The following is a 24,833-nucleotide window of genomic DNA, read 5'->3' on the forward strand; positions in this document are numbered from 1 at the left end:
TCGTTGACAACCCCTTTTGTCGTCCATACGATGACCACATGGCCATCGAGGACTACGAAGCCGTCCGGGCGGCCGCCGCCGCGGGCGAGGACCTCACCGCCGAGCAGGTGCTGTCGGCCCTGGTCCTGCTGCGCAGGCTGCGCGAGGAGCTGGCCGGGTGGGAGCCGCAGCTGATCGCCGCCGCGCGCGAGCTGGGCACCAGCTGGGCGGAGCTGGCCCCGGCGCTGGGCGTGGCCAGCCGCCAGGCCGCCGAGCGCCGCTACCTGCGGCTGCGTCCGTCGGAGCTGGGCTCCACCGCCGAGCAGCGGGTCCGCGCCGAGCGCGACCGCAGGGCGGGCGAGCGGGCGGTGGCGCAGTGGGCGCGGGAGAACGCGGCGTCGCTGCGCGGACTGGCGGGCCAGGTCGGGCGGGTGGACGTGGTCGTGCGGCAGGCGCTGGCGCACGACGACACCGCCGCGCTGCTGGAGCCGCTGGTCAACGCGCTGGGCCGGGTGCGGGACGCGGACCCGGCGCTGGCCGAGGAGATCCAGGCGATCAGCGAGCGCAGCGAGGAGGTGCGCCGCGACACGCTGTCGCTGCGCGACAGGAGCAGCTGACCGGCGCGGCGCCGGGTTCAGCGGGTCAGGGCTGTCGACCGCTCGGGCTCGACGGGGAAGAGCTGCCGGGTGGACCCGTCGACCAGGTTGCGGGTGTGCACGCGGTAACCGGTGGCGACGGCACCGGTGAAACGGCCACCGGTGGTGCACTGGAAGGCGGCCGGGTCCGGGACGCGGTAGCCCTTCTCGATCATCTCCGCGACCTCGCCGAAGCAGCGCTTCCAGCTGCCGCCGTCGGCCCACCGGATGTCCAGGAACCCCCGGACCTGCAGCACCGCGGTGAAGGGGGTGCTGATCCTGCCTTCCAGCACGGAGAAGGTGGTCTGCACGCGGCAGCGCGCGGGCACCGGGATCTGCGCGCGGTAGCGCCAGTGCCGGGTCACCGCGGTGGTCTGGGGCCGGGTGGAGGTCAGGTCCAGCTCGGCGCGGACCCCGTCGTCGTCGACGAGCGGCACCGGAACCTCGAACGTCGTGCCGACCCGCAGCGCCTCCGACAGCGTCCAGCCGAAGGTGTCGGTGGTGGTCTCGTCCACCGCGAAAGTCCGCGTGCGGGTGTTGTCGGTGTCGTTGGTGAAGACCGACTGCCGCACCACCACGGCGCGCTGGTCCTCGACGTCCAGGGTGGTGTAGCGCAGGGCGGCCAGGCCCAGGGTGACGTCGAACCTGTCGAACCGGAAGTCCTGCTCCGGGATCTCGCCCCGGATCTGCTGCCTGATCACCTCGACGGGATCGCGCATGGGTGGTTCCTCTCGACGCTGGGCGGGCCCTCCGCCGGGCACGCCCGCTCCAGCGTCCGCCCCGAGGAGGGCGTGTCCAGCGCGAAGTGCGCCGTCCGGGCGACGGTCACCCACCACCGCGGGGTCGTCACCGCGCCACGGTGAGCAGGCCCGCGTCGGCGTCCAGGACCGCGGTGACCCCCAGCGGCACGGTGCGCTGCCCGGCGCAGTGGCCGAACCCGACCGAGCCCAGCACCGGCACGCCCAGCCCGCCCAACCGGTCCACCAGCACCGCCTCGACCTCGGCGGGCTCGCCGCAGTCGACCCACGAGCCCAGCGCGACGCCCGCGACCCGGTCGAACCAGCCCTGGCGCAGCAGCCCGGTCAGCAGGTGGTCGAGCCGGTAGGGCTCCTCGTGGACGTCCTCCAGCAGCGCGATCGCCCCCTCGGGCGGGGTGGTGCCGCCCAGCAGGCTGACCGTGCCGCCCACGGCGGTGCCGGTGGCGCGACCGGGCACCACGGGCACCCCCGGCAAGCTTCCGGAGGAATCCCCGGACAAGCCCTCGACGCCGGAGAACAGGGCGTGGCGAAGGTGCTCGCGCGCGGTGGCGTCCTCGACGAACGCGGCCGTGGCGATCATCGGCCCGAACCAGGTGGGCACCCCCAGCCGCCACAGCCTGCCGTGCAGGGTGGTGGTGTCGCTGGAGCCCGCGAAGACCTTGGGCCCGGCCGCGGCCACCGCCGCCCAGTCCACCAGGTCGACCACGCGCTCGCTGCCGTAGCCGCCGCGCGCGCACAGCACCGCGCGCACCGACGGGTCGCACCAGGCCGCGGTGAAGTCGGCGGCCCGGTCGGCGTCGGCGCCCGCCAGGTAGGGCAGCACCGGGTGTCGATCGCGGGCGTGCGCGGTGAGCACCACCTCCAGCCCCCACGAGCGCAGCAGCCCCAGGCCGCGGTCGAGCAGCTCCGGCGGGCAGGGGCCCGCCGGGCTGACCACCGCCACCCGGTCACCGGGCCGCAGCGGCGGGATCACCCCCGCGACCGGTGGCGTGGTCACCGGCGCAGCTCCAGCACCGGCACGCCGAGCGGGGTGAAGCCGAAGACCTGGCCGTAGAAGGACAGCTCGGCCTGCAGCGCGGCGACGATGGTCTCGGCCCGGCGGAAGCCGTGCTGCTCGCCCGCGAAGGTCAGGTAGGCGTGCGCGATGCCGGTGCCCGCCAGCGCGGCGGCGAACCGGTCGGCCTGCTCCGGCGGGCAGATCTCGTCCTCCAGGCCCTGCAGCAGCAGCACCGGCCCTGCCAGCCGGTCCACCCGGTTGACCGGTGAGCGCTCGGCGTAGCGGTCGGCGGCCTGCGGCAGCGGCCCGACCAGGCCCTCCACGTAGCAGGACTCGAAGTCGTGGGTCTCGCCGCCCTGACGGGTCCACCCGGCCAGGTCCAGGATCGGGAAGGCCACCATGCCGCAGCGGTAGGTCTTGACCGAGGTCAGCGACGCCGCCGCGGTCCAACCGCCCGCGCTGCCGCCGCGGATGCCCAGCCGGGCGCGGTCGGCGGTGCCCTCGTCGGCCAGCGCCCGCGCCACCGCGGCGCAGTCGTTGACGTCGACCACGCCCCACTGGCCGCGCAGCCGCTCCCGGAAGGCCCGCCCGTAGCCGGTGGAGCCGCCGTAGTTGACCGCCACCACGCCGATGCCCCGGCTGGTGAAGTAGGCCAGCTCCAGGTCCAGCACGGGCGAGAACCGGCCGGTCGGGCCGCCGTGGACGTGCACCACGTACGGCGGCAGCTCGCCCTCGGGGGCGGCGAAATCGGGGTTGTGCGGCGGGTAGAGGTAGGCGGGCACCTCCCCGTCGGGGCCCTGGAAGACCCGCTCCACCGGGGTGGGCAGGTACTCGGCGTGCGCGACCTCGGAGGGCGTGAACCGGGTCAGCTCGCCGGTGGCCAGGTCCAGCGACACCACCGCGGTCTCCGCGCGCGGCCCGGCCGCGGCGCCGACCAGGACCCCGTCGTGGGCGGCCAGCTGCGCGCTCCACCAGGGCAGGTCCACCTCCACGTCGGTGACCGTGCCGGTGCGCTCGTCGAGCACGGCCAGCGCCCCGGAGCGCAGCACCGCGTACCGACCGGGCGCGACCGGGGCGAACCAGCGCTGGCCCAGCCGCCACATCGGCCCGCCCAGCTCCTCCCGGCACGGCGCCAGGTTGACCGCGGTGCCGTCGAGGCTGATCCGGTGCAGGTTCCACCAGCCGTCGGGGTCGGTCAGCGCCAGCAGCGCGTCGCCCTCCCACTCGACCTGGCAGACCGCCTCGGCCGGGCCGCCCGCCAGGACGCGGTGCCGGTCGGAGCCGACCTCGGCCACGCACAGCTCCGTGCCGTCCCACGGCATCCGGGGGTGGTCCCAGCCGATCCAGGCGAAGTGGCGGCCGTCGGGGCTGAGCCGGGGGCCGGTCATGAAGTGGTGGCTGGCGGCGAGCACCCGCGCCGGGGAGCCGTCCAGCGGCACGGCCACCAGCTCGCGCCGCACGTCGGTGCGCGCGTCGCCGGTCACCGTCTCCCGCACGCACCACACCTCCGTGCCGCCGGGCCCGGCGGTCAGGTCGGCGTAGCGGTAGCCGTGGCGGCGCTCGGGCTCGGGGGTGATGGGCACCGGGTCGGGGTCGGCGGGGTCGAACAGGTAGATCCGCTGGTCGTCCCAGTGGGTGAAGGCCACCCGGTCGCCCTCGGGGGTCTCCAGCACCGCCCAGGGCCTGCCGCCGTACTCGTGGACCCGGTTGCGGAGGTTCCACGGCGGGGGCAGCAGGTCCCGCCCGTCGCGCACCAGCGCCACCCGGCCGCCCTCGGCGGGCCGTCCCTCGGCCCACCAGAGCCTGCCCCGGTGCAGGTCGACCCACTGGGGGCCGCCGCCCGCCGCCGCGACATCGGCGGCCTGGACGGGCGATGTCCACGTTCCGTACGGCGCGATCTTCACCACGCGGCGACTGTATAGGGGTCGCGGGTGCGTCGGGGCACCCGAGCGCGGCTCGCGGGGCGAAAGCCGGGGGGAGGGCTGCCGGTCACCGGCCGGTGGCCTAGGGTCGTTGTCGTCATGGCACGCGTCATCCACGTATTCCGCCAGCCCGACCGGTTCGTCGCCGGCACCGTCGGGCAGCCCGGCGAGCGCACGTTCTACCTGCAGGCCTCCGAGGAGAGCAGGCTGGTCAGCGTCGCGCTGGAGAAGCAACAGGTCGCCGTACTCGCCGAGCGCATCGGCTCACTGCTGGAGGAGGTGCACCGGCGGTTCGGCGCGGAGGTCCCTGCGGAGGTCCCCGACGACCTCCGGGACACCGAACCGCTGGTGGTGCCGGTCGAGGAGGAGTTCAAGGTCGGCACGATGGGCCTGGGCTGGGACGCCGAGTCCCGCGCCGTGGTCATCGAACTGCTCGCGATCACCGAGGAGGAGGTCGACGAGGCGGTGGTGCTCGACGACACCGAGGAGGAGCACGCCGCGCTGCGGGCCTGGGAGCCCTCGCCGCGGGTGGTGCGGGTGCTGGAGGCCGACGTGCCCGCCGGGGCGCTGCTGCTGGAGGGACTGGTGCCGGGGACCCAGGTGGGCTCCTCGGGCGGTGTCGCGGCGGTGCCGGTGCGGCGGTTGGCCGACCTGCTGCGCGAGCTGCACACGCCGCCGCCACCGCCGGGGTTGCCCACGCTGGCCCAGCGGGTGGACTACATCTTCGACCTGTTCCGGCGGCGACGCCCGGAGCAGGACCACTCCGCCGCGCACGCCGCGGCCGCGGCGTTGGCGGGCGACCGCGTGCCCACCCGGCTGCTGCACGGCGACCTGCACCTGGGCAACGTGCTCGACGGCGGGGCGCGCGGGCTGGTGGTGATCGATCCCCGTCCGTGCGTGGGCGACCCGGCGGTGGACGCGGTGGACTTCGCCTACGCCGGACCGGACCTGCGAGCGCGGATCGAGGCGTTGTCGGCGGTGGTGGACGGCGACCGGCTGGCCGCCTGGTGTGCCGCCTTCGCCCCCTACTTCCCGTCCCAGCCGGCCTGACACACGCCCCCCGCACCCCCTGCGGGTAGTACTCACCGGCCCTCGCGGCGGCCTCGGGTGGTACTTGCCGACGCGCACCGCCTGCCGACCCCGTGGCTACGCCGATGCGAGACTGAGGCCGTGCGATCACACGACTACGGCCGCGACGTGCTCTCGGGTGGCAAGCGGCGGACCGTGCCGGAGGTGGCGGCCGAGCCGGGGCTGGTGGTGGAGGACCCGGTGTCGGGGTTCTGCGGCGCGGTGGTGCGCTTCGAGCACGGCCAGGTGGTGCTGGAGGACCGGCACGGCCGCCACCGCCTGTTCCCGCTGCGCCCGGCGGCGTTCCTGCTCGACGGGCGGCCGGTGACGCTGGTGCGCCCGGCCCCCGCGGCGACCCGGCCCGCGCCCTCGCGCTCGGCGTCGGGGTCGGTGCGCGTGGAGGGCCTGCGGGCGCGCACCGCGCGCGACAGCCGCATCTGGGTGGAGGGTCTGCACGACGCGGAGCTGGTGGAGCGGGTGTGGGGCCACGACCTGCGCGTGGAGGGCGTGGTGGTGGAGCCCCTGGACGGGGTGGACGTGCTGGCACAGCGGGTCGCCGAGTTCGGCACGGGGCCGGGGCGGCGGCTGGGGGTGCTGGTGGACCACCTGGTGCCGGGCAGCAAGGAGTCCCGCCTGGTGGCCGCCGTGCGTGACGAGAACGTGCTGGTCACCGGCCACCCCTACGTCGACGTGTGGCAGGCGGTCAAGCCCTCGTCGGTGGGCATCGCGGCCTGGCCGGAGGTGCCGCGGGGCGTGCCGTGGAAGGAAGGCGTGTGCGCGGTGCTGGGCTGGGGCGAGCCGCACGAGGGGTGGCGGCGGGTGCTGGCGGGGGTGCGCGGGTTCCGCGACCTGGAGACGCCGCTGATCGGCGCGGTGGAGCGGTTGATCGATTTCGTCACGGAACCGCCCGCGAGCGGGTGAAACCCGCACGGGTGATGCCGCGGGGTGTCAGGATGGCGGTGTGGCCGCGGTGATCTGGTTGGTCCTCGGTGTGCTCCTGGTGGCCGCCGAGGTGCTGTCGGGCGATTTCGTGCTGGTCATGCTCGGTGTGGCGGCGCTGGGGGCGGCGGGGGTCTCGGCGCTGGGCGCGGACGCGCTGGTCGGCTCGGCGGTCTTCGCCCTGGTCTCGCTGGGCCTGCTGGTGGGGGCGCGACCCGCGCTGCGACGGCGGATGACGCGCGGGCTGGACCACCGCTCCGGGGTGGAGGCGCTGGTGGGCGGCACCGCGGTGGTGGTGGCCAGGGTCGACGGCCACGGCGGGCGGGTGCGCATCGGTGGCGAGGTGTGGTCGGCCAGGTCCATCGACGGCAGGGTCGTCGAGCCGGGCGAGGAAGTGACCGTTGTCGAGATCTCGGGCGCGACCGCCGTGGTGCTGTCCGGGTCCTGAGTGGAGGCTGCAGAGTTGACCACGACACTGGTAGTGGCGGCGGTGCTCGCGCTGTTCGCGCTGATCGTGCTGTTGAAGTCGGTGCTGGTGATTCCCCAGGCCACGGCCGCGGTGATCGAGCGGCTCGGCCGCTACCGCACCACCGCCGCGCCGGGGCTGAACATCCTGGTGCCCTTCTTCGACCGGGTGCGGGCGCGCATCGACCTGCGCGAGCAGGTGGTGTCGTTCCCGCCGCAGCCGGTGATCACCCAGGACAACCTCACCGTCTCGATCGACACGGTCGTGTACTTCCAGGTGACCGATCCGCGCGCGGCGGTCTACGAGATCTCCAACTACATCGTCGGTGTGGAGCAGTTGACCACCACGACGCTGCGCAACCTGGTGGGCGGGATGAGCCTGGAGGAGACGCTGACCTCCCGCGACCAGATCAACAACCAGTTGCGCGGGGTGCTGGACGAGGCGACCGGCCGGTGGGGCATCCGGGTGGCGCGGGTGGAGCTCAAGGCGATCGACCCGCCGCCGTCGATCCAGGACTCGATGGAGAAGCAGATGCGCGCCGACCGGGAGAAGCGCGCGATGATCCTGACCGCGGAGGGCCAGCGGGAGTCGGCGATCAAGACCGCGGAGGGGCAGAAGCAGAGCCAGATCCTGGCCGCGGAGGGCGCCAAGCAGGCGGCGATCCTGGCGGCGGAGGCCGAGCGGCAGTCGCGCATCCTCAAGGCGCAGGGCGAGCGGGCGGCCCGCTACCTGCAGGCCCAGGGCCAGGCCAAGGCGATCGAGAAGGTGTTCGCGGCGATCAAGGCGGGCAGGCCGACCCCGGAGGTGCTGGCCTACCAGTACCTGCAGACGCTGCCGCAGATGGCGCAGGGCGACGCGAACAAGGTGTGGCTGGTGCCCAGCGACTACGGCAAGGCGCTGGAGGGGTTCGCGCGGATGCTGGGCGCGCCGGGCGAGGACGGGGTGTTCCGCTACGAGCCGCCCGCCGAGCAGCCGCCCGCCTCGTCGCCGGAGGAGGACGACCCGGCGGTGGCGTCGTGGTTCGACACCGCGCCGGACCCGGCGGTGGCCGAGGCGGTGCGCGCGGCGGAGGCGGTGGCGCGGCAGGAGGTGCCGGGGCCGCTGGAGTCGGCGCGGGCGGCGTCGCTGGAGGCGCCCACCGCGTCCCCGGCGGCGGGACTGGCGGTGCCCCAGGACGCGCCTGGTGAGGTGTCGCAGGAGGCGCCCCGACCGCCGAGGCAGTGAGCCGGGTCCGACGGGAGGGGTGGCGGCCGGTCATGGCCGCCACCCCTCCCGTGTGAACACCCCGTCCGCTGGGACGGTCGTCGGCATTTGATCACCACAGTTGGTCACTGTCGGTGATTACGGTTGGATGTTCCCGTGACGGTGTTAGCCGATCGGGTTGTCGACGTGCTGGCTCGGGAGCTGCCGTGGGCGCGGCGCTGGGACGAGCTGTCGGCGGTCGTGGCGGAGCTGTCGGAGGTGGTGCGGCGGGGTCCGGGGGCTCGGGTGCAGGCCGAGCGGGTGGCCGAGGCGCTGCTGGCCGGGGTCGATCCCCGGCACCGGGCGGCCTTCGCCGAACTGGTGGACCGGGTGCTGGACCTGCACGCGGTGGCCTGCCAGAGCGATCCGCCGCCGCCCGAGACGCTGGCGGACTGGCTGCTGCGGTTGCAGACCGCCTTCCCCGAGCCGCCGGAGGTGCGGCTGGCCCCGTACGCGGCGGCGCTGGGCGAGCGGGGGCTGGCCCGCTACCGGGCCGAGGCGGTGGCGCGGTTCGAGCGGCTGCCGGTAGTCGGGTTCGGCGGCACCGGGCACTACGACCGGGCGCGCTGGGCGCTGCTGCGGGTGGTGGAGGAGCTGGCCGAGCACACCGGGGACGTGGACCTGCAGGTGTTGCGGCTGAGCCGGGACCTGTCCTCGGGGTGGCACTACCTGCAGGTGGCCACGGTGCTGCGGGAGGCGGGCCGCCCCGCGCAGGCGCTGGAGTGGGTGCGCCGGGGGTTGGCGGCCACCGGCGGCCGGGGCGCGGCGGGGCGGCTGGCGGACCTGGGCGTCGACGAGTGCCTGCGCCACGGTGAGGTGGGGCAGGCGCTGGAGCTGTGCGGCGATCTGCTGCGGCTGCGGCCCTGCCCGGAGACCTACGGGCGGTTGCGCGCCCTGGCCGCGGCCACCGGGCAGTGGCCGCGGGTGCGGGAGCGGACCTGGGAGCACCTGGTGTCGGCGGCCTCGCCGCAGCAGATCGCCGAGCTGGTGGAGCTGGAGCTGCGCTCGACCCCGCCGCGGCAGGTGCTGGAGTGGGTGCGGGAGGCGGCGCGGCGCGCGGGGCGGCCGCAGGCGTGGGCCGGGTGCCTGGACCTGCTGCTGGCGGCGGTGCCGCTGGAGGGGCCGCTGGAGGGGCCGCCGGAGGGGCCGGGGGTGCTGCTGGAGCCGCTGCGGGTGTCGCACGCCGAGGAGATGGTCCCGGTGCTGGCCGACGCGCGGTTGCACGCGTTCACCGGCGGCGCGCCGCCGACCGCGCAGGAGCTGCGCCGCCGCTACGCCGCGCAGGTCGCGGGCCCGGTGGGCCAGGCCGGGCGGTGGTGGCTGAACTGGGTGGTGCGCCGTGGTGACGACGGCCGGGCGGCGGGCTTCGTGCAGGCCACGGTGGCGGAGGCGGACGAGGGGCTGCGCGCGGAGGTGGCGTGGGTGGTCGGGGTCGAGCACCAGGGCCGGGGCGTGGCGCGGGCGGCGTCGCGGCTGATGGTGGACTGGCTGCGCGGGCGCGGTGTGGCGCGCGTGCTCGCCCACGTGCGCCACGGCCACGTCGCGTCGGAGGCGGTCGCGCGCTCGGTCGGGCTGGCGCCCACCGGGGTGGTCGTGGACGGCGAGCGGCGCTGGCAGGACTGATCCGGCCCGCGCCGCTCACCGTGCGCCAGCCGGATCAGCCGGTCAGCGCGGGCTCCTCCGGCTCCTCGGGCTGCTGCCTGCGGGCGCGGGTGCGGCGGGCGCCCAGCAGCAGGTCCACCGCGAGGAAGACCAGCAGGCTCACGCCGAACACGGGGGCGAACCAGCCCACCGCCGCGGCGAGCACGAGCACGACCGCCAGTTGGGCGCGGGGCAGCTTGCGCCACTGGCCGCGCGGCACGGGCCTGCCGAAGCCCCTGGTGGGCCTGCGCAGCCACCACATGCGGTAGCCGAGCACGACCAGCGTGACCAGCCCCAGGCCCAGCAGCACCAGCAGGACCTGGTTGAGCGGGCCGAACAGCGTGCCCATGTGGGCGTCGATGCCCCAGCGGGCGAGCTTGGCGACCAGCGGGTAGTCGGCGAAGTCGACCCGGTCGACCACCGCGAAGGTGGCCGGGTCCACGGCGACGGTGTCGACCTGGGTGGGCCAGCCCCGGCCGATCTCGGCGACCTTCCACGCCTGGCCGGGTCCGGCGGGCAGGGAGACCTCGACCTCGCCGCCGTCGATGCCCGCGGCGCGGGCCGAGGCCAGCACGCGGTCGACGTCCTCGGGGGAGGCCGCGACGGGGACGGTGGCGGTGGTGTGCTCGGCGTGCCCGCCCGCGCTGTGCAGCGCGGGTGTGCTCCAGCCCAGCGCCTGGCGCAGGTCGGCGACGTTCTCGCCCGCGTAGGTCGACCAGGTCAGGCCGGTGGCCGACAGGAACAGCGCGCCCACCAGCACCCACAGGCCCAGCACGGCGTGCCTGCGGCGCACGGGCTTGTCGGCGGCCGCGCGCCTGCGGGTCAGCCACAGCGCCAGTCCGCCCAGCGCGACCAGCCACAGCCAGGAGGCGGCCAGTTCGCTGTAGAGGCGGCCGGGTTCGCCCAGCATCAGGTTGCGGTGCAGCTGGTCCAGCGTCGTGCGCAGCGGCAGCACGCCGCTGGTGCCGTAGGTGACCAGGTCGCCGACGACCCGACCGGTGGCGGGGTCGACGAAGGCGGTGCGGTGCTCGGACTCGCCCAGGTCGGGGTCGGCGAACAGCACGCGGGTGGTGGCGCCGGGTTCGGGGGCGGGCCGCACGGCGAGGACCTCGCCGCCGGGGTGGGCCGCCCGCGCGGCGTCGACCTGCTCGGCGAGGGTGAGCGAGGACTCGGCGGCGGGCACGCGCAGCTGCTCGGCGTAGAGCCGGTCCTCCAGCTGCGGGGTCAGGGCGTAGAGCACGCCGGTGAGGGCGGCGACGAGCACGAAGGGGCCGACGAGGACCCCCGCGTAGAAGTGGAAGCGCAGCACGAGGCCGCGCCAGGGCTTGGTCATGGCCGAACTCCTGGACATCCGGGGACGACGGGGGGACCGCCCGTGCGCCTGCGCGGGCGGGTGGGGGATCTCTCAGGAGTGGGCGGGCGGTCCGCGGCGGGGTGCGGCGCGGCGGCGCAGCACGTCGCGCACCGGCGGCAGCGGGTGGGCGGCGATGGGGATGCGCAGCGCCGCGGTGGCGGGCGGCGGGGCGAGTCTGCGGGGCAGTGCGGCGGCCAGTGCGGCGGCCAGTGCGGCGGCCAGTCGGAACACGGCGGTCTCCGCGCCGGTGAGCACGGCGACGACCAGCAGGGTGGCGACCAGGTGGCCCAGCGCCATCGCGGGGGTGGGCACCAGCCGGTGGGGGTGCGACAGCAGCGACAGCGACAGGTGCGCGGTGAGCTGGACCAGGCCGACCACGGCCAGGATCGCGCCGGGTCCGCGCCTGCGGTCGGCGAAGGGCAGCGCCAGCCACGCCACGCCCGCGGTGAACACCACCACCTGCGGGGCCGGGGGAGGCTGCCCGGCCGCGCCGGTGTGCACCAGGGCGGCCAGCAGCCCGCTGGTGGCCCCGACCGCGCCGCAGCGCGCCGAGCGCAGCGGGCCGCGGGTCGGGGTGATCGCCACGGCCCGAGCGTAGGGGGCCCACGACCCCCTGTCACCGGTGCGACGCGACGGGTGACCCCTGAACACTATTGCCACTTACTTGCAACTGCTACTGTGCGGCGGCAGGACCGATGCGGTGCGAGGAGAGTCGATGAGCCAGTACGTGCTGCCGGATCTGCCCTACGACTACGCGGCGCTGGAGCCCGCGATCACCGGGGAGATCCTGGAGCTGCACCACAGCAAGCACCACGCCGCCTACGTCAAGGGCGCCAACGACACCCTGGAGCGGCTGGCCGAGACCAGGGAGAAGGGGGACTTCTCGGGCATCGTCGGCCTGGAGAAGACCTTCGCGTTCAACCTGTCCGGGCACGTGCTGCACACGATGTTCTGGGACAACCTGAGCCCCGACGGCGGCGACCGGCCCGACGGCGAACTGGCGGCGGCGATCGACGAGCACTTCGGCTCCTTCGACGCCTTCGCCAAGCAGCTCTCCGCCGCCACCACGCTGGTGCAGGGCTCGGGGTGGGGCGTGCTGGCGTGGGAGCCGCTGTCGCGGCGCCTGGTCGTGGAGCAGGTCTACGACCACCACGGCAACGTCGGCGTGAACACCACCCCGGTGCTGGTGTTCGACGCCTGGGAGCACGCCTACTACCTGCAGTACCGCAACGTCCGCCCGGACTACGTGCAGAAGCTGTGGTCGCTGGTGAACTGGGCCGACGTGACCCGGCGCTTCGACGCCGCCCGCGCGGGCGGCACCGGGCTGGTGGCGCCGGCGCGCTGACCTCCGCGCGTTGCCCCCGGGCGCCGACCTCGCGCGCCGGCTCCGGTCCGGGTGGCGGGTGCTCCGACAAGTGGCGCCACCCCGCCGCGCGTCCCCGTCCCCGCGTCGGCGGGGACGGGGACGCGGGGTCAGGCGGCGAAGGCGTCGCGGTGGGCGGTGACGAACTCGCGCAGCGAGCGCGGCGGGCGGCCGGTGAGGTCGGCGACGGTGGTGGTGACGCGGTCCTCCGCGCCGTCGCGGATGGTCTCGTCCAGCGCGGCCAGCACGGCGGCGAAGGGCTCGGGCATCCCGTCGGCGACCAGCAGGGCGGTCAGTTCGCCCGCGCTGACCGACCGGTGCCGCACGGGGCGCCCGGTGACCTCGGTGATGGTCTCGGCGACCTCGGCGTAGTCCACCGCGCGGGGGCCGGTGATGACGTGGTCGGTGTCGTGGGACACCGGGTCCAGCAGCGCGCGCACCGCGACCGCGGCGATGTCGTCGGCGTCGACCAGCGCCACCCGGCCGGAGCCGGTGGCGGTGACGATCTCGCCGCGCTCGCGGATGCCGCGGGCCAGCACGTGCTCGCGGGTCAGGTTCTGCAGGAACCAGGAGGGCCGCAGCACCGCCCACTGCGGCGCCAGGTCGCGCACGGCCCGCTGCAGCGCGCCCAGCCCTGGGGTGTCGGGGGCCACGGCCGAGGAGCTGAGCAGCACCACCCGTCGCACGCCCCGGTCGACCGCCCGCGTCAGGAACGGCTCGACCACGGGCAGCGGGTCGACCGCGCCCAGCGGCGGGATCAGGTAGACCCGGTCGACCTCCGCGGTCGCGGGGTCGTGGGTGGCCGGGTCGGCCCAGTCGAAGCGGACCTGGTCGGGCCGGTCCGGGCGCGGGTGGCGGGTGGCCACGCGCAGTCCGGCGCCGCGCTCGCGCAGCGCGGCGGCGACCCGGCTGCCGGTGGTGCCGGTGCCGCCGATGACCAGGGTGTTCACCGGGCGCCCGCGAAGGAGGAGGTCCCGCCCAGTGCCTCGGCGGCGGCCTGCGGGCTCCAGTAGTCGCGGTAGGAGGCGATCCGGCCGTCGCGGGCGGTGATCACGGCGACGTAGCGCATCCGGTAGGGCTTGCCGGTGCCCACCACGACACCCGCGATCTCGAGCTCGACCACGACGGTGTCCGGGTCGGTGGTGGTGTGGGTGGTGCGGGAGGTGATCTCGCGCGGGTCGACGGTGTCGTTGTAGTCGCGCAGGTACTCCCGCACCGCCTCGCGGCCCTCCAGGCGCTGGGGGGCACCGGCGGGGGCGAAGGGGAACTCCAGGACCCCGTCGGCCGCCCACAGGTCGGCGAAGCCGGACATGTCGTGGGCGAGCACCAGTTCCAGGGCCTGGTCGACGAGTTCGTGGACGCTGCGGTGGGGCATCGGGCACTCCTGAATCGAACGGACGGGACGGTCCCGTCCGTTCAACTATACGACGGGACGGTACCGTTCCGTCCAGTGGGATGCCCGCCGCCCCGCCCCGGCCGGGATGAGCCCGTCGTTGAAGCGGCTCAAGCGGGTTCCGCGTGTTGTGCCTGCCGACCGCGTCCGAAGCCCGCAGCACGGGCGACGGCGTTGCGCACGGCGAGTCCGTGGCGTGTCCGTGGAACCATCAGCGAGGCGAGCAGGCCGACGCGCCGCTGGCGTTTCTCCACCTCCCGCCGGTGCTTGGCCTCGTAGACGCGGAAGGCGCGCGCGTGGTCGCCCGGATGAGCCGCGAGCGCCAGGGAGAGCGCATGTGCTCCGGCGATCGCCATGCTGGACCCGTCGCCGAGCAATGCCGTGGCGGAGGCCGCGTCACCGAGCAGGGCCACCCGGCCTCGGGACCACCTCGCCAGACGTACGTTGGTCAGCGGGTCGAAGTAGGGGGCCGGGTGCTCCCGGTAGGCGGCGATGAACTCCGGTGCCCGCCACCCCACGCCGGCGTAGGCCCGGGCCACCATCCGCTTGCGCAGGGCGACGTCGTGACGGTCGTACCCGTGCGCGGGCGCCGCGCGGAACGTGAAGTTCACCAGCGGCGTGTCCCGCGACGGATGGAGTGCCAGCATCCGGCCGGGGGCACCCAGGACGGTCATTTCGCTCGGGTCGTCGATCGCGTCGGGCGCCAACGGCACCGTCGCCCCGTGCATGCCGAGGTCGGTCGTGAAGCCCCGTTCCGGGCCGAACACCAGTCCGCGCACCGCGGAGTGGATGCCGTCGGCGCCGATCACCAGGTCGAACCGGCGGGGTGCGGCACGGCGGAAGGTGACGTCGACGCCGGAATCGTCCTGCTCGATGGCGGTGACCGTGTCGTCGAAGACGAACTCGGCGTCATCGGCCGCTCTGCGGTTGAGCACCGCGGACAGATCCGACCGGGTGACCTCCAGCGCTCGCGACGGGTCCGGGTTCAGCGGAAACCGCGCGATCCGTCGGCCGCCGGCGTCCAGGAGCGATACGTGGGTGGCGCGTGTCCTGAGTTCGCGCAGTTGCGGCGAAATGCCCATCTCGTCCGCTACTGCGAGTGCCGGCCCCCTGAGGACCACCGCGCTGCCACCGGAGCGCAGTTCCCTCGACCGCTCGACGACCGTCGGCCGCCACCCGGAACGGGCGAGCCAATGAGCCAGCGCGGGGCCGGCGACGCCGGCGCCGACGATCAGCACACCAGGAGAAACCATGTCACGACCTCTGAATCCACGAGTGGGCATCCGGGGCCGTCGGCTTGCCGTCGCCCCGGACGTGTTCGCACGGGTCCACCCGTACTTAGGTACGAAAAACTTCGTACCTAAGTGGAGCACAAACCGAGGTACGATTCAAGTCGTACCTACGGGAGGGTGGCGTGATGCCGGAGACGAGTGCGGTGCCGGGAGACGAGCTCGACCTGGGCACCGTCCTGCGCGCCCTCGCCGACCCCCACAGGCGCGCCGTCGTGATCGAACTGGCCGCGGACCGGACCGACGGCGAGCGCGCCTGCCACTCCTTCAACCTCCCGGTGAGCAAGCAGACCCGGACCCACCACTTCCGGACGCTGTGCGACGCCGGCCTGCTCTGCGAGGTCGACTACGGCAACAAGAAGGGGGTCCGGCTGCGTCGAGCGGCGATCGACCGCCGGTTCCCCGGCCTGCTCGACCTGCTCGCCGCGGAGTTCACCAGGTCCGCCCGGTAGTTCCCGGACCGGTAGTTCCCAGACCGGTAGTTCTCAGAAGCCGGGCGGGCGGCGGTCGGCCCACGGGCGGGCGCGTTCCAGCTGGGCGGCCGCGGCCAGGACGGTGCGCTCGTCGCGCGCGCGCCCGACGAGCTGGACGGCCAGCGGCAGGCCCGCGCGGGTGTGCCCCGCGGGCACGGCGGCGGCGGGGTTGCCCGCGATGTTCCACAGGGGCAGGAAGGTGGTCATGCGGGCGGCGGAGAGCAGCGCGGTGACCGTGGGGCGGCCGGCCCACTGGCCCACCCGCAGCGGCGGGCGCGTCAGCACCGGGGTCAGCAGCAGGTCGTGCCGGTCGAAGACCCGGTTGGCGTGGCGGGTCAGCGGCTCGCCCTGGGCCAGGGCGGCGCGCACCGTGCGCGGCGGCAGGGCGCGGCCCAGCGCGGCGACCCGGCGGGTGGCGCGGTCCAGCCTGCGGGGGTGGGGCAGCTCGGCCACCCCGCGTGCGGCGATGTGCAGGTAGCGGGCGGCGAAGGCGGCCGATCCGGCGACGTCGCGCATCTCCGGGTCCAGCCGCACCACGTCGTGGCCGAGGTCGGCCAGCAGCCGGGCGGTGTCCAGGACGGCGTCGCGGACCTCCTCGGCGATGGGGATGCCCGGACCCCAGGTGCGCAGCGACACCGCCACGCGCAGGCGGGGCGGGTCGACCGCCGCCGCGGCGGCGAAGTCGGCTCCGGGGGCCAGCACGTCGGTCAGCAGGGCGGCGTCGCGGACGTGGCGGGTGATGGGCCCGGCCACGACCATGCCGGTCCAGGCCGCGCCGTCGTCGAGCGGGACGCGGTCGCGGTGCGGTTTGAGGCCGAACAGGCCGGTGCAGGCGGCCGGGATGCGGATCGACCCCGCCCCGTCGGTGCCCACGGCCGCACCCACCATGCCCGCCGCCACGGCGGCGGCCGAGCCGCCGCTGGAGCCGCCCGGCGAGTGCGCGGGCGACCAGGGGTTGCGGGTGGGCCCGGCCCAGCTGCTCTCGGTGTGCGGCCACAGGCCCAGCTCCGGCATCCGGGTGCGACCCACCACGACCGCGCCCGCGCGGCGCAGCCTGGCCACCACCTCGGAGTCGGCGGGGGCGGGCCGGTCCACCGCGGCGGTGCCCTTGGTGGTGGGCAACCCGGCGATGGCCAGGTCCTCCTTGACCGCCACCGGCACGCCCAGCAGCGGGGCGTGCTCGCCGCGGGCCGCGCGGGCGTCGGCCCGCTCGGCCTCGGCCAGCGCGCCGGCCGCGAACACCAGGCGGAACGCGTTGAGCACCCGGTCGTGGCCGTCGATGCGGCGCAGGCACTCGGCGACCAGGTCACGACTGCTCAGCGCGCCCGCGCGGATGAGCTCCGCTTGCCGTGCGGCACCCGCGAAGCACGCCTCGGTCAGGTCCATGGCCGCACCCTACGGTCAACCGGGGCCGGTGTGGTGACGGAAGCGGCACGCGCGGTTCCCGGCGCCGACCCGGCCGGTGCGGGCATGATCGGGGACATGGTCCCGACGTGGCTGCAGTGGGTGTTCGTGGCGGTGGTGATCGGCGTCGTGGTCCACCGCCACCACCGGACCTCACGCGCGGAAACGCTGCTGGACGAGCACGCGCGCAGGCGCACCGCGCCCGCCGCCCCGGCCCCGGTGTCGCGGTGGCGGCAGGCCAACCGGCTGCTGCGCGCGGGCGAGCGGGCCGGGCTGGACCTGCTGGAGGAGATCGGCAGGCAGCAGCCGCGGCGGCGCCAGGACGTGGTCGACGCCTGGCTGGCGGTGCTGCGCGGCGGGGTGGAGCGGGGGCTGGACGCGCCGTGGCGGCGGCTGGTGCAGCAGCGGCTGCGCGCGCACCTTCGCCCCGGCGAGGACTTCTGGCCCGGCGTGGAGCTCAAGGCGGCCGGGGCGATCCTGGTGGACTGGGACCTGTCGGGCTGCCGGGTGGCCGCGGCCGACTTCACCGGGGCGGTGTTCCTGGGCGACGCCCGCTTCACCGCGGCGACGGTGACCGGCGCGGCCCGGTTCGACCAGGCGCGGTTCCTGCGGCACGCCCGGTTCGACGAGGCGCTGTTCGTCGGGCCGGTCTCCTTCGCGGACGCGGTGTTCACCGGCAACGCCGGGTTCGCCGGGGTGCGGGCGGCGCGCGAGGCGGTGCTGGACGGGGTGCGCGTCTCCGGTCGCGCGGACCTGCGGCGCGCGGAGTTCACCGGGCCCGCCTCGGTGCGCGGAGCCCGCTTCGGCGGGCGGGCGCTGTTCGGCGGGGCGGTGTTCCAGCACGACGCGGTGTTCTCCGGGTCGTGGTTCCGCGGCCGCACCGACGTGGGCTCGGCGCTGATCGGGGAGTCCGCGCGGTTCGACGGCGTGCGGTTCGGGCGGCGGGTCAACCGCTGAGCCCGCGCCTGCGGTGCTCGCGGACGTGCACCCGGTTGGCGCAGCGGGTGTCGCAGTAGCGGCGACGGCCGTTGCGGGAGGTGTCGACGAAGACCACGCCGCAACCCTCGCGGGCGCAGCGGCCCAACCGGTCGGGGTCCTGGCACACCGCGTGGGCCAGCCCGGCGGCGGTGAAGGCGCGCACCCGCTCGGGGGTGGGCGCCCGCTCCGGGGCGAAGTGCAGGTGGGGCGGGCGGTCGTCGTGGGTGGAGATGTAGGGCCTGCTGGCGCTGTCGACCAGCAGCGCGTTGACCAGCCCCACCCGCCGCTCGGGCCGGGTGAACACCTCCTCCAGGCGGCGGGCCCAGGCCATCAGCCCGGCGGCCTGGTCGTCGGTGAGCGTGCCCACCGGCCGGTAGCCCTGCGCGTGCAGCAGCCGCTCCAGGTCGCGGGCGCTCGTGCCGGGGGAGGCGTTGACCAGCGCGGCGGCCAGCTCGGCCGCCGCACCGCCGTAAGGGTTGAAATGCACTGAACCATGACACCACGCTGGGGGGCGTGACCACCACGTGCCCCAGCTGCGGCTGGCCCGCCGACGACCCCGCCTACCCCGTCTCCACCCACGGTCGCGTGCGCTACGTGCGCTGCGTGTGCGGGATCTGGCTGGTCCTGCGGGACGGCAGGCTGCTGGCCACGGCCGGACGGCCCGCCCGACTCCGCTAGTGTCCCCTCCCCGTGACGAGCCGTCGGGAACTGCTGTGCGACACCGCCATCTCCGTGCTGGCCGCCGAAGGCGGGCGAGGGCTGACGCACCGCGCGGTGGACCGGGCGGCGGAAGTGCCCGAGGGGACCACGAAGAACTACTTCCCCAGCCGCGACGCGCTGCTGCGCGCCGCGGCGCAGCGGATGACCGAACTGCACGCCGCCGCCGTGGCCCGGCTGCGCGCCACCACCCCCGCGGGCATCTCCGCCACCCAGGTCAGCGAGCTGTACCCGGCGCTGCTGCGACGCGCGGTGGCCGAGGACCCGACCCAGTTCCTGGCGATGGTGGAGCTGTACCTGGAGGCGGTGCGCAGACCGGGCGTGCGCGAGGCGCTGGGCCGGATGGTGGTGGCCAACGCCGAGGCAGGCGCGCGCCTGCACCGCGCGGCCGGGCTGCCCAGCGGCGTGCGCGACGCCGGCCTGCTCGACGCCTACTTCCTCGGGGTGGCCGTGTCGCTGCTGGCACTGCCCGCCGAGGCGCTGCGCGCGGTGGGCCTGGACGACCCCTACGCGCTGGGCCTGGGCCTGTTCCACGCCGCCGTGCCCTCCTCGCAACCCACCCCACGCCCCTCCGCGGGGCCTACCTCAGCGCCGTCCCCCCTGCCGCCCTCGCGCAACGCCCGCCAGCCGCTGGACCTCGACGACGACCAGGACGACGGGCACGGAGGGGGCCGCGCCGCAGCTGGCGGGGCGTGCGGGCGGTAGGTCGCGACGCAGGCAGCGCACCCGCCAGACGCGGCCGTCGACGTGCCGGACGTACCCGCCCGCGGCGGTGAGCACGTCACGGGTCTCCCCGGTCCGCTCCCGCACGGCCAGCTCGGCGACCTGGTCGACCGGCAGGTAGGCCGAGCGGCCCCGGCAGCGCTCGACCACCACGCGCCCCTCGGCGGCACGGCGCAGCAGGTGCTCGCCGAAGACCGGGTCCAGACGCGCGTAGTGGTAGCCGGTGGGCAGCAGCACCCCGGTCGGGGCGAAGCGGTGCCCACTGGTGTGACTGCACTCCCACACCGCCTCCGGGTGGGCGGCGGCCAACCCCGCTATCGCGGGACGCCCGCGCAGCGCGCAACAGGCGTCACGCCGACCGTGAGTGCACACCAGCAGCAGCGGACCCGACACCGGACGCCCCAGACCGGTGGGACGAGCACCACCCAGAGCGGCGAAGTCCAGCTCCAGCAGCTGCTCGGGCGCGACCAGGTCGACCCGCTCCAACCACGACCCGCCGGGAGTGCCCGCCGCCAGGTAGGCGCGACGGACCGGGGACGTCCCGCGGCGGTCGTCGGCGTGACGGCCGGGACGGCGGATCAGCAGCACACGCGCACCCACCGCCCCTGCCCGCCGCTGCAGCTCGACGCCCAACCTCGGGTCGAGGCGGCTGCCGGTGAGCGCCTCGCGCCCCCACGCACCGGGCTGCTCCAGGCAGATCCACCCGGCGGCGGTCGGCGCGGTCCCCGCCTGCGGCTCGCCGCAGGACTGCGACAGCGCGGCGCAGCGGACATCTCCGGTCACCACCACGGGGTGCCCCCATTCCTCCCTTCGAGTGGTCCCACCACCCCGTGCCACCCAACCGGGTGACATGGTCACCGGTATGTTCCCCGGTCATGACGACCAGGGGGAACGACAACGGGGCAGCCAACGGCGCGCACAGCCCTCTCACCGTGATCACCGGCGGCAGCCGCGGCATCGGCGCCGCCACCGTGCGGCTGCTGGCCCGACGCGGCCACCGCCTGATCTTCAGCTACCGCACCGCCGCCGAACGCGCCCGCGCCCTGGCCGACGAGGTCGGCGCGGTGGCCGTGCGCGCCGAGGTCGGCGACGACACCGACGTCGACCGGCTGTTCGACACCGCCGCCGAACTCGGACAGGTCACCGGTGTGGTGATCAACGCGGGCATCACCAGCCCCGTGGGCCCCCTGGCCGACACCGACCCGAGCGACCTGCGGCGCGTGGTCGAGGTCAACGTCGTCGGCGCGCTGCTGTGCGCCCGCCGCGCCGCCCGCGACCTCGTTGAAGGCGGAGCGATCGTCTCGATCTCCTCGGCCGCGGCCACCCTGGGCTCACCGGGGGAGTACGTGCACTACGCGGCCAGCAAGGCCGCCGTGGACGCGATGACCATCGGCCTGGCCAAGGAGCTGGGCCCACGCGGCATCCGGGTCAACGCCGTGGCCTCGGGCACCGTCGACACCGAGATCCACCAGCTCTCCCGCGTACCCGACCGGGCCCACCGCGTGGCCCCGTCGATCCCGCTGCGCCGCGCGGGCACAGCCGAGGAGATCGCCGCGGCCGTCGCCTGGCTGCTGGGGGAGGAGGCCTCGTTCACCACCGGAGCCGTGCTGCGCGTGGCGGGCGGCCTGTGACCGCACCACCCCGCCACCGGCGACACCGGTACTACCATCGCGCCATGGCGCGACAGCCACTCCGCCCCGCCGACCACCACCTCACCACCTAGTGGACGACCCACCCGTGGACGACCTGCTGGCCAGGGACACCACGCTGCGCCCCGTGCCCCTGGTACCCGAGATCGCGCTGCACACCGCTGACGACGTCATCTCCCTGTGGGAGCACACCGGCACCACCGACCCGCCCTTCTGGGCCTTCCCCTGGGCGGGCGGCCAGGCACTGGCCCGCCACGTGCTCGACCACCCCGCCACCACCGCCGGACGCCGCGTGCTGGACCTGGCCTGCGGCTCCGGCCTGGTCGCCATCGCCGCCGCCCGCACCGGCGCCCACGTCACCGCCAACGACGTCGACCCGCTGGCCACCACCGCCACCACCCGCAACGCCGCCGCCAACGCCGTGGACCTGACCGTGCTCACCGGCGACCTGCTCGACACCGACCCCGACACCGACGTGGTGCTGGCGGGCGACGTGTTCTACGACCGCGACATGGCCGCCCGCGTGCTGCCGTTCCTGCTGCGCGCCCACACCCGCGGCGCCACCGTGCTGGTAGGCGACCCCCAACGCGCCCACCTGCCCCGCGACCGGTTCACCGAGGTCGCGGTGTTCCAGGTGCCCGTCTCCCGCGACCTGGAAGGCCGCGACGTGCGCACCACCACCGTCTGGCGCCCCCGCTGACGCCGAAAACCCCGCGACGGAAAACCCCGTGCCCGCCGCACCACCGCCGTGTCAAGATCGCCCACCATGCGCGCCCTGCAGGACATCGCCAGCACCTGCTGGCCCACCGGCCGTTGGCACATCGGCGGCCTGACCTGGTCGCTGACCCAGCACGGCCGCACCGACTGGCCCACCCTGGTCCTCGACCACGCCTGGGGCTGGCTCAGCGCGCCGGGGGAGCTGGAGCTGGGCGCCCACCCCGACCACCCCGAGGAGGTGGAGCACCTGCTGGACTGGGCCGACCCCCGCACGGTCACCATCCTGGACAGCGAGACCCACCTCGCCCGCGCCCTGCACCGCCGCGGCCTGCGCCCCCGCCCCGGCCCGTTCTTCCAGCGCCTGGTCCACGACCTGACCGACCTGCCCGAACCCCGCCTGCCACCGGGGCACCACCTCGACCACGTCACCGACCCCGACGTGCCCGCCAGGGTGGCCGCCCACCGCGCCGCCTTCCACCCCTCCCGCGTCACCGACCACAGCTACCGCCTGGTCCGCGCCACCTGGCCCTACCGCGCCGACCTCGACCGCGTCGCCCGCACCCCCGACGGCAGCGTCGCCGCCTACTGCCTGGCCTGGCTGGACGAGCGCACCGGGGTGGGGGAGTTGGAGCCGGTGGGCACCCACCCCGACCACCGCCGCCGCGGCCTGGCCGCCGCGGTGTCCCTGGACGCGCTGCACCGGCTGCGCGCCGCAGGAGCCCGCACTGTCGTGGTGCACCCCCGCGGCGACGACGCCTACCCGGTCCCGCGCCACCTCTACACCGCGCTCGGCTTCCGCCCCACCGGACAGCGCACCATCACCTACGGCCGGTAGGAGTCCAGCGCGGCCACCAACGCCTCGGCCATCCCCGCGTCCCGCACCGAGTGCGAAGCACCCCGCACCACCACCAGCTCACCCGCAGGCCACGCCCGGTCGACCTCCCACGCGGTCAGCAGCGGCCCCTGCAGGTCCAACCTGCCGTGCACCATCGTCCCCGGAATCCCCGCCAGCCTCGGCATCCCCCGCAGCACCTGCCCCTCCTCCAACCACGCCCCGTGCCGGAAGTAGTGCGCCGTGATCCGGGCGAACGCCATCCGCCACGCCGGGTCCTGCGCCTGCGGCGGCGGCGCGTGGTCGGGGTCCAACGACAGGATCGAGTGCTCCCACTCCACCCAGTCGTCCGCCGCCTTCTGCCGCACCGCCGGGTCCGGGTCGTTGAGCAACCGGTCGTAGGCCACCACCAGGTCCGCGGCGTCCTCGGGCGCACCCGCCCGGAACCGCTCCCACTCCACCGGGAACAACCGCCGCATCCCGTGGTAGAGCCAGTCGATCTCCTCCCGCCGCGTCGTGGTGACCGCGATCAGCACGATCTCGCCGACCCGGTGCGGGAACAGCTGCGCGTAGTGCAGCGCCAGCGTCGACCCCCACGACCCGCCGTGCACCAACCACTTCTCGACACCCAGGTGCTCGCGCAACCGCTCGATGTCGGCCACCAGGTGCGCGGTGGTGTTCACCGACAGATCCGCGCCGTACTCGCTGGCGTGCGGCGTGCTGCGCCCCGAACCGCGCTGGTCCATCAACACCACGCGGTACGCGCTCGGGTCGAAGAACCGCGCCGCGCCGGGGGAGCAGCCCGTCCCCGGACCGCCGTGCAGCACCACAGCGGGCTTGCCGTCGGGATTGCCGTGCACCTCCCAGTGCACGAGGTTGCCATCACCGACGTCCAGCATCCCCTGCTCGACCGGCTCACCCACCGGATAGGTCATCGACATCCCCCTCCACAACTACAACAGCACTGTTACATTAACGCCGTGGCCACCAACGACTACCTCGGCACCCGCCTACGACACCTGCTCGACCAACTCGAGAACGGCCTGACCAGCCTCTACGACGACCTCGGCCTCACCGACTACCGACCCCGCTACACACCGGTCATCCGACTCGTCGCCGCACGCGGACCCCAGTCCATCAAAGACCTCGCCACCGAAATCGGCGTCACCCACTCCGCCATCAGCCAAACCGCCAACCAGATGGCCCGCGACGGCCTGGCCCGACTGCAGGCGGGGGAGCAGGACGCCCGCCAGCGCGTCGTCCACCTCACCGACCGCGCCCGCGCCCTGCTGCCCACCCTCGACGCCGAGTGGCACGCCACCCGCGCCGCCGCCACCGAACTCGAAGCCGAACTGCCCCACCCGCTCGGCGACCTCATCGACGCCGCCCTGGCCGCCCTGGCCCGACGCCCCATGCACGACCGGATCAGCTCACACCTGGCAGCACCACCCGAGACCGCGCCTTGAACAGCTCCAACCCCCGCCCCAACACCATCAACCCCACCGCAGCGGCGGCCAGCACCGGCCGCACCGACTCCGCCACCGAGGCCAAGTCGATCCCCGGCTGCACCTGATCCACCACCTCCGCCCTGACCAGCACCCCGTCCACGGCAGGGGAGAGGCCGTCACACGCCCGCCACGCCGCCACCGCCAACTCGGCCCCCACCGCCGGAGCCAGCTCACCCGCCCGCCGCACCAGCGCCGACCGCTCCACGGCCACCTCCGAGGCCGCATCCGCCAACCGCTCGGCCCGCGACGCGCCCAACAGCCACACCCCGCAACACGCGTTCTCCACCGCGCCGCGCACCAGCGCCCGGACCACCCGCAGATCACCACCGTCCGCGCACACACCACGCGCGGCACGCAGGAACTCCACCGACTCGGTGAGCGCCGTCCACGCACGGGCGCTGATCCGGTGCGGCTGGGTGCGCAGGTCCTCGGCCGCCAGGGGACTGCCGGGACGCACCACCCCCAAGCGCGAGCCCTCCGCCACCAGCGGCACCACCCGGTCGACCTTGTCCAGCACCACCAGCAGTTCGCGCATGGGCGTTGAGGCTAGGGGAGCCCGGACCGCCGGGCGGGAGAGGGCCGCGAACGACTTACTTAACATAATGTAGATTATCGGCATTACGGCGACCTGGCCGGAGGTCACCGGGTGGGGGTCGTCCACAGTGGCCGGTGCCACCTCCGGCACGCACGCACCCGACGCATTGCAGCGCAGCCGCGACGACGACCCGCCGTGTCCTGCGAACGGCTCCGCCCGACGGCGCACGATGAACGGCGCGGACGAGCGAG

The 24,833-nt window shown here is 75.1% G+C and carries 28 protein-coding genes; 15 read left to right on the plus strand and 13 right to left on the minus strand.

Annotation, left to right across the window (positions count from 1 at the left end):
* Positions 1-38: 38 nt before the first annotated feature.
* Positions 39-596, plus strand: coding sequence for a hypothetical protein (locus IEZ00_RS13750; protein WP_189223608.1), 558 nt, complete (start codon positions 39-41; stop codon positions 594-596).
* Between the two features lie 17 nt (positions 597-613).
* Here the strand turns inward: IEZ00_RS13750 and IEZ00_RS13755 are convergent, their stop codons facing one another.
* The 3 genes from IEZ00_RS13755 to IEZ00_RS13765 all read right to left on the minus strand — a co-directional run bounded on the left by IEZ00_RS13755 (position 614) and on the right by IEZ00_RS13765 (position 4,276).
* Positions 614-1,333, minus strand: coding sequence for an ETX/MTX2 family pore-forming toxin (locus tag IEZ00_RS13755; RefSeq protein ID WP_189223609.1), 720 nt, complete (start codon positions 1,331-1,333; stop codon positions 614-616).
* 127 nt (positions 1,334-1,460) lie between these two features.
* A complete protein-coding gene (locus IEZ00_RS13760; protein WP_229795595.1) occupies positions 1,461-2,369 on the minus strand; it encodes a S66 peptidase family protein in 909 nt (302 codons plus the stop codon).
* Positions 2,366-4,276 carry a dipeptidyl-peptidase 5 gene (locus IEZ00_RS13765; RefSeq protein WP_189223610.1) on the minus strand — a complete coding sequence of 637 codons (1,911 nt, stop codon included), beginning with the start codon at positions 4,274-4,276 and terminating at the stop codon, positions 2,366-2,368. The genes IEZ00_RS13760 and IEZ00_RS13765 overlap by 4 nt, the downstream gene beginning before the upstream one ends.
* 114 nt (positions 4,277-4,390) lie before the next feature.
* On the opposite strand from IEZ00_RS13765, the gene IEZ00_RS37765 reads away from it, so the two are divergent.
* The 5 genes from IEZ00_RS37765 to IEZ00_RS37770 all read left to right on the plus strand — a co-directional run bounded on the left by IEZ00_RS37765 (position 4,391) and on the right by IEZ00_RS37770 (position 9,629).
* Positions 4,391-5,341 carry a DUF3090 family protein gene (locus IEZ00_RS37765; protein WP_189223611.1) on the plus strand — a complete coding sequence of 317 codons (951 nt, stop codon included), beginning with the start codon at positions 4,391-4,393 and terminating at the stop codon, positions 5,339-5,341.
* Positions 5,342-5,461: 120 nt separating this feature from the next.
* Positions 5,462-6,280 carry a DUF3097 domain-containing protein gene (locus tag IEZ00_RS13775; RefSeq protein WP_189223612.1) on the plus strand — a complete coding sequence of 273 codons (819 nt, stop codon included), beginning with the start codon at positions 5,462-5,464 and terminating at the stop codon, positions 6,278-6,280.
* Between the two features lie 40 nt (positions 6,281-6,320).
* Positions 6,321-6,746: an NfeD family protein gene (locus IEZ00_RS13780; RefSeq protein ID WP_229795597.1), complete on the plus strand. Its 426-nt coding sequence runs from the start codon at positions 6,321-6,323 to the stop codon at positions 6,744-6,746.
* 15 nt (positions 6,747-6,761) lie between these two features.
* A complete protein-coding gene (locus IEZ00_RS13785; RefSeq protein ID WP_229795599.1) occupies positions 6,762-7,988 on the plus strand; it encodes an SPFH domain-containing protein in 1,227 nt (408 codons plus the stop codon).
* A 135-nt stretch (positions 7,989-8,123) separates the two neighbouring features.
* On the plus strand, positions 8,124-9,629 hold the full coding sequence (locus IEZ00_RS37770; RefSeq protein WP_268248713.1) for a GNAT family N-acetyltransferase: 1,506 nt from the start codon (positions 8,124-8,126) through the stop codon (positions 9,627-9,629).
* A gap of 34 nt (positions 9,630-9,663) precedes the next feature.
* Here the strand turns inward: IEZ00_RS37770 and IEZ00_RS13795 are convergent, their stop codons facing one another.
* The gene (locus IEZ00_RS13795) at positions 9,664-10,980 is read right to left on the minus strand and encodes a PepSY-associated TM helix domain-containing protein (RefSeq protein WP_189223613.1); all 1,317 of its coding nucleotides are present in this window, start codon (positions 10,978-10,980) and stop codon (positions 9,664-9,666) included.
* A 72-nt stretch (positions 10,981-11,052) separates the two neighbouring features.
* Positions 11,053-11,586 carry a hypothetical protein gene (locus IEZ00_RS13800; protein ID WP_189223614.1) on the minus strand — a complete coding sequence of 178 codons (534 nt, stop codon included), beginning with the start codon at positions 11,584-11,586 and terminating at the stop codon, positions 11,053-11,055.
* A gap of 130 nt (positions 11,587-11,716) precedes the next feature.
* Between IEZ00_RS13800 and IEZ00_RS13805 the strand changes: the two genes are divergently transcribed.
* A complete protein-coding gene (locus tag IEZ00_RS13805) occupies positions 11,717-12,346 on the plus strand; it encodes a superoxide dismutase (RefSeq protein WP_189223615.1) in 630 nt (209 codons plus the stop codon).
* A 128-nt stretch (positions 12,347-12,474) separates the two neighbouring features.
* Here the strand turns inward: IEZ00_RS13805 and IEZ00_RS13810 are convergent, their stop codons facing one another.
* From IEZ00_RS13810 to IEZ00_RS13820, 3 genes are all read right to left on the minus strand, one after another.
* Complete coding sequence (locus tag IEZ00_RS13810; protein ID WP_189223616.1) at positions 12,475-13,314, minus strand: Rossmann-fold NAD(P)-binding domain-containing protein; 840 nt, start codon at positions 13,312-13,314, stop codon at positions 12,475-12,477.
* A complete protein-coding gene (locus IEZ00_RS13815) occupies positions 13,311-13,739 on the minus strand; it encodes a nuclear transport factor 2 family protein (RefSeq protein ID WP_189223617.1) in 429 nt (142 codons plus the stop codon). Before IEZ00_RS13815 ends, IEZ00_RS13810 begins: the two co-directional genes overlap by 4 nt.
* A gap of 128 nt (positions 13,740-13,867) precedes the next feature.
* Positions 13,868-15,010, minus strand: coding sequence for an FAD-dependent monooxygenase (locus IEZ00_RS13820; RefSeq protein ID WP_189223618.1), 1,143 nt, complete (start codon positions 15,008-15,010; stop codon positions 13,868-13,870).
* A gap of 164 nt (positions 15,011-15,174) precedes the next feature.
* Here IEZ00_RS13820 and IEZ00_RS13825 point away from each other — a divergent pair, with 164 nt between their 5' ends.
* The gene (locus IEZ00_RS13825; RefSeq protein WP_189223619.1) at positions 15,175-15,498 is read left to right on the plus strand and encodes an ArsR/SmtB family transcription factor; all 324 of its coding nucleotides are present in this window, start codon (positions 15,175-15,177) and stop codon (positions 15,496-15,498) included.
* A 33-nt stretch (positions 15,499-15,531) separates the two neighbouring features.
* Here IEZ00_RS13825 and IEZ00_RS13830 read toward each other — a convergent pair whose 3' ends face one another.
* Entirely contained in the window at positions 15,532-16,905 is a 1,374-nt protein-coding gene (locus IEZ00_RS13830) for an amidase family protein (RefSeq protein WP_189223620.1), read from the minus strand.
* Between the two features lie 33 nt (positions 16,906-16,938).
* Here IEZ00_RS13830 and IEZ00_RS13835 point away from each other — a divergent pair, with 33 nt between their 5' ends.
* Positions 16,939-17,880: a pentapeptide repeat-containing protein gene (locus IEZ00_RS13835; RefSeq protein WP_229795601.1), complete on the plus strand. Its 942-nt coding sequence runs from the start codon at positions 16,939-16,941 to the stop codon at positions 17,878-17,880.
* Here IEZ00_RS13835 and IEZ00_RS13840 read toward each other — a convergent pair.
* A complete protein-coding gene (locus IEZ00_RS13840; protein WP_189223622.1) occupies positions 17,870-18,388 on the minus strand; it encodes a CGNR zinc finger domain-containing protein in 519 nt (172 codons plus the stop codon). The two genes, IEZ00_RS13835 and IEZ00_RS13840, sit on opposite strands and share 11 nt — an antisense overlap.
* A 26-nt stretch (positions 18,389-18,414) precedes the next feature.
* On the opposite strand from IEZ00_RS13840, the gene IEZ00_RS13845 reads away from it, so the two are divergent.
* Positions 18,415-18,579: a hypothetical protein gene (locus tag IEZ00_RS13845; protein ID WP_189223623.1), complete on the plus strand. Its 165-nt coding sequence runs from the start codon at positions 18,415-18,417 to the stop codon at positions 18,577-18,579.
* A gap of 12 nt (positions 18,580-18,591) precedes the next feature.
* Positions 18,592-19,323 (plus strand): TetR family transcriptional regulator, encoded by a 732-nt coding sequence (locus IEZ00_RS13850; RefSeq protein ID WP_189223624.1) that lies wholly within the window; start codon positions 18,592-18,594, stop codon positions 19,321-19,323.
* Here the strand turns inward: IEZ00_RS13850 and IEZ00_RS13855 are convergent.
* Positions 19,204-20,124 (minus strand): ferredoxin family protein, encoded by a 921-nt coding sequence (locus IEZ00_RS13855; RefSeq protein ID WP_229795603.1) that lies wholly within the window; start codon positions 20,122-20,124, stop codon positions 19,204-19,206. The two genes, IEZ00_RS13850 and IEZ00_RS13855, sit on opposite strands and share 120 nt — an antisense overlap.
* A 92-nt stretch (positions 20,125-20,216) precedes the next feature.
* Here IEZ00_RS13855 and IEZ00_RS13860 point away from each other — a divergent pair, with 92 nt between their 5' ends.
* The 3 genes from IEZ00_RS13860 (at position 20,217) to IEZ00_RS13870 (ending at position 22,542) form a co-directional block, all read left to right on the plus strand.
* Complete coding sequence (locus IEZ00_RS13860) at positions 20,217-20,972, plus strand: SDR family oxidoreductase (RefSeq protein WP_189223625.1); 756 nt, start codon at positions 20,217-20,219, stop codon at positions 20,970-20,972.
* A 91-nt stretch (positions 20,973-21,063) separates the two neighbouring features.
* Positions 21,064-21,690 (plus strand): class I SAM-dependent methyltransferase, encoded by a 627-nt coding sequence (locus IEZ00_RS13865; protein WP_229795605.1) that lies wholly within the window; start codon positions 21,064-21,066, stop codon positions 21,688-21,690.
* Positions 21,691-21,756: 66 nt separating this feature from the next.
* Positions 21,757-22,542, plus strand: coding sequence for a GNAT family N-acetyltransferase (locus IEZ00_RS13870; protein ID WP_189223626.1), 786 nt, complete (start codon positions 21,757-21,759; stop codon positions 22,540-22,542).
* Here the strand turns inward: IEZ00_RS13870 and pip are convergent.
* The gene (pip, locus tag IEZ00_RS13875; RefSeq protein ID WP_189223627.1) at positions 22,530-23,480 is read right to left on the minus strand and encodes a prolyl aminopeptidase; all 951 of its coding nucleotides are present in this window, start codon (positions 23,478-23,480) and stop codon (positions 22,530-22,532) included. The two genes, IEZ00_RS13870 and pip, sit on opposite strands and share 13 nt — an antisense overlap.
* 39 nt (positions 23,481-23,519) lie before the next feature.
* Between pip and IEZ00_RS13880 the strand changes: the two genes are divergently transcribed.
* Entirely contained in the window at positions 23,520-24,005 is a 486-nt protein-coding gene (locus IEZ00_RS13880; RefSeq protein ID WP_189223628.1) for a MarR family winged helix-turn-helix transcriptional regulator, read from the plus strand.
* Here the strand turns inward: IEZ00_RS13880 and IEZ00_RS13885 are convergent.
* Positions 23,965-24,582, minus strand: a complete 618-nt coding sequence (locus IEZ00_RS13885) for a hypothetical protein (RefSeq protein WP_189223629.1) — start codon at positions 24,580-24,582, stop codon at positions 23,965-23,967. The two genes, IEZ00_RS13880 and IEZ00_RS13885, sit on opposite strands and share 41 nt — an antisense overlap.
* Positions 24,583-24,833 lie beyond the last annotated feature (251 nt).

Source organism: Saccharothrix coeruleofusca (genome assembly GCF_014648515.1).
Lineage (GTDB): Bacteria > Actinomycetota > Actinomycetes > Mycobacteriales > Pseudonocardiaceae > Actinosynnema > Actinosynnema coeruleofuscum.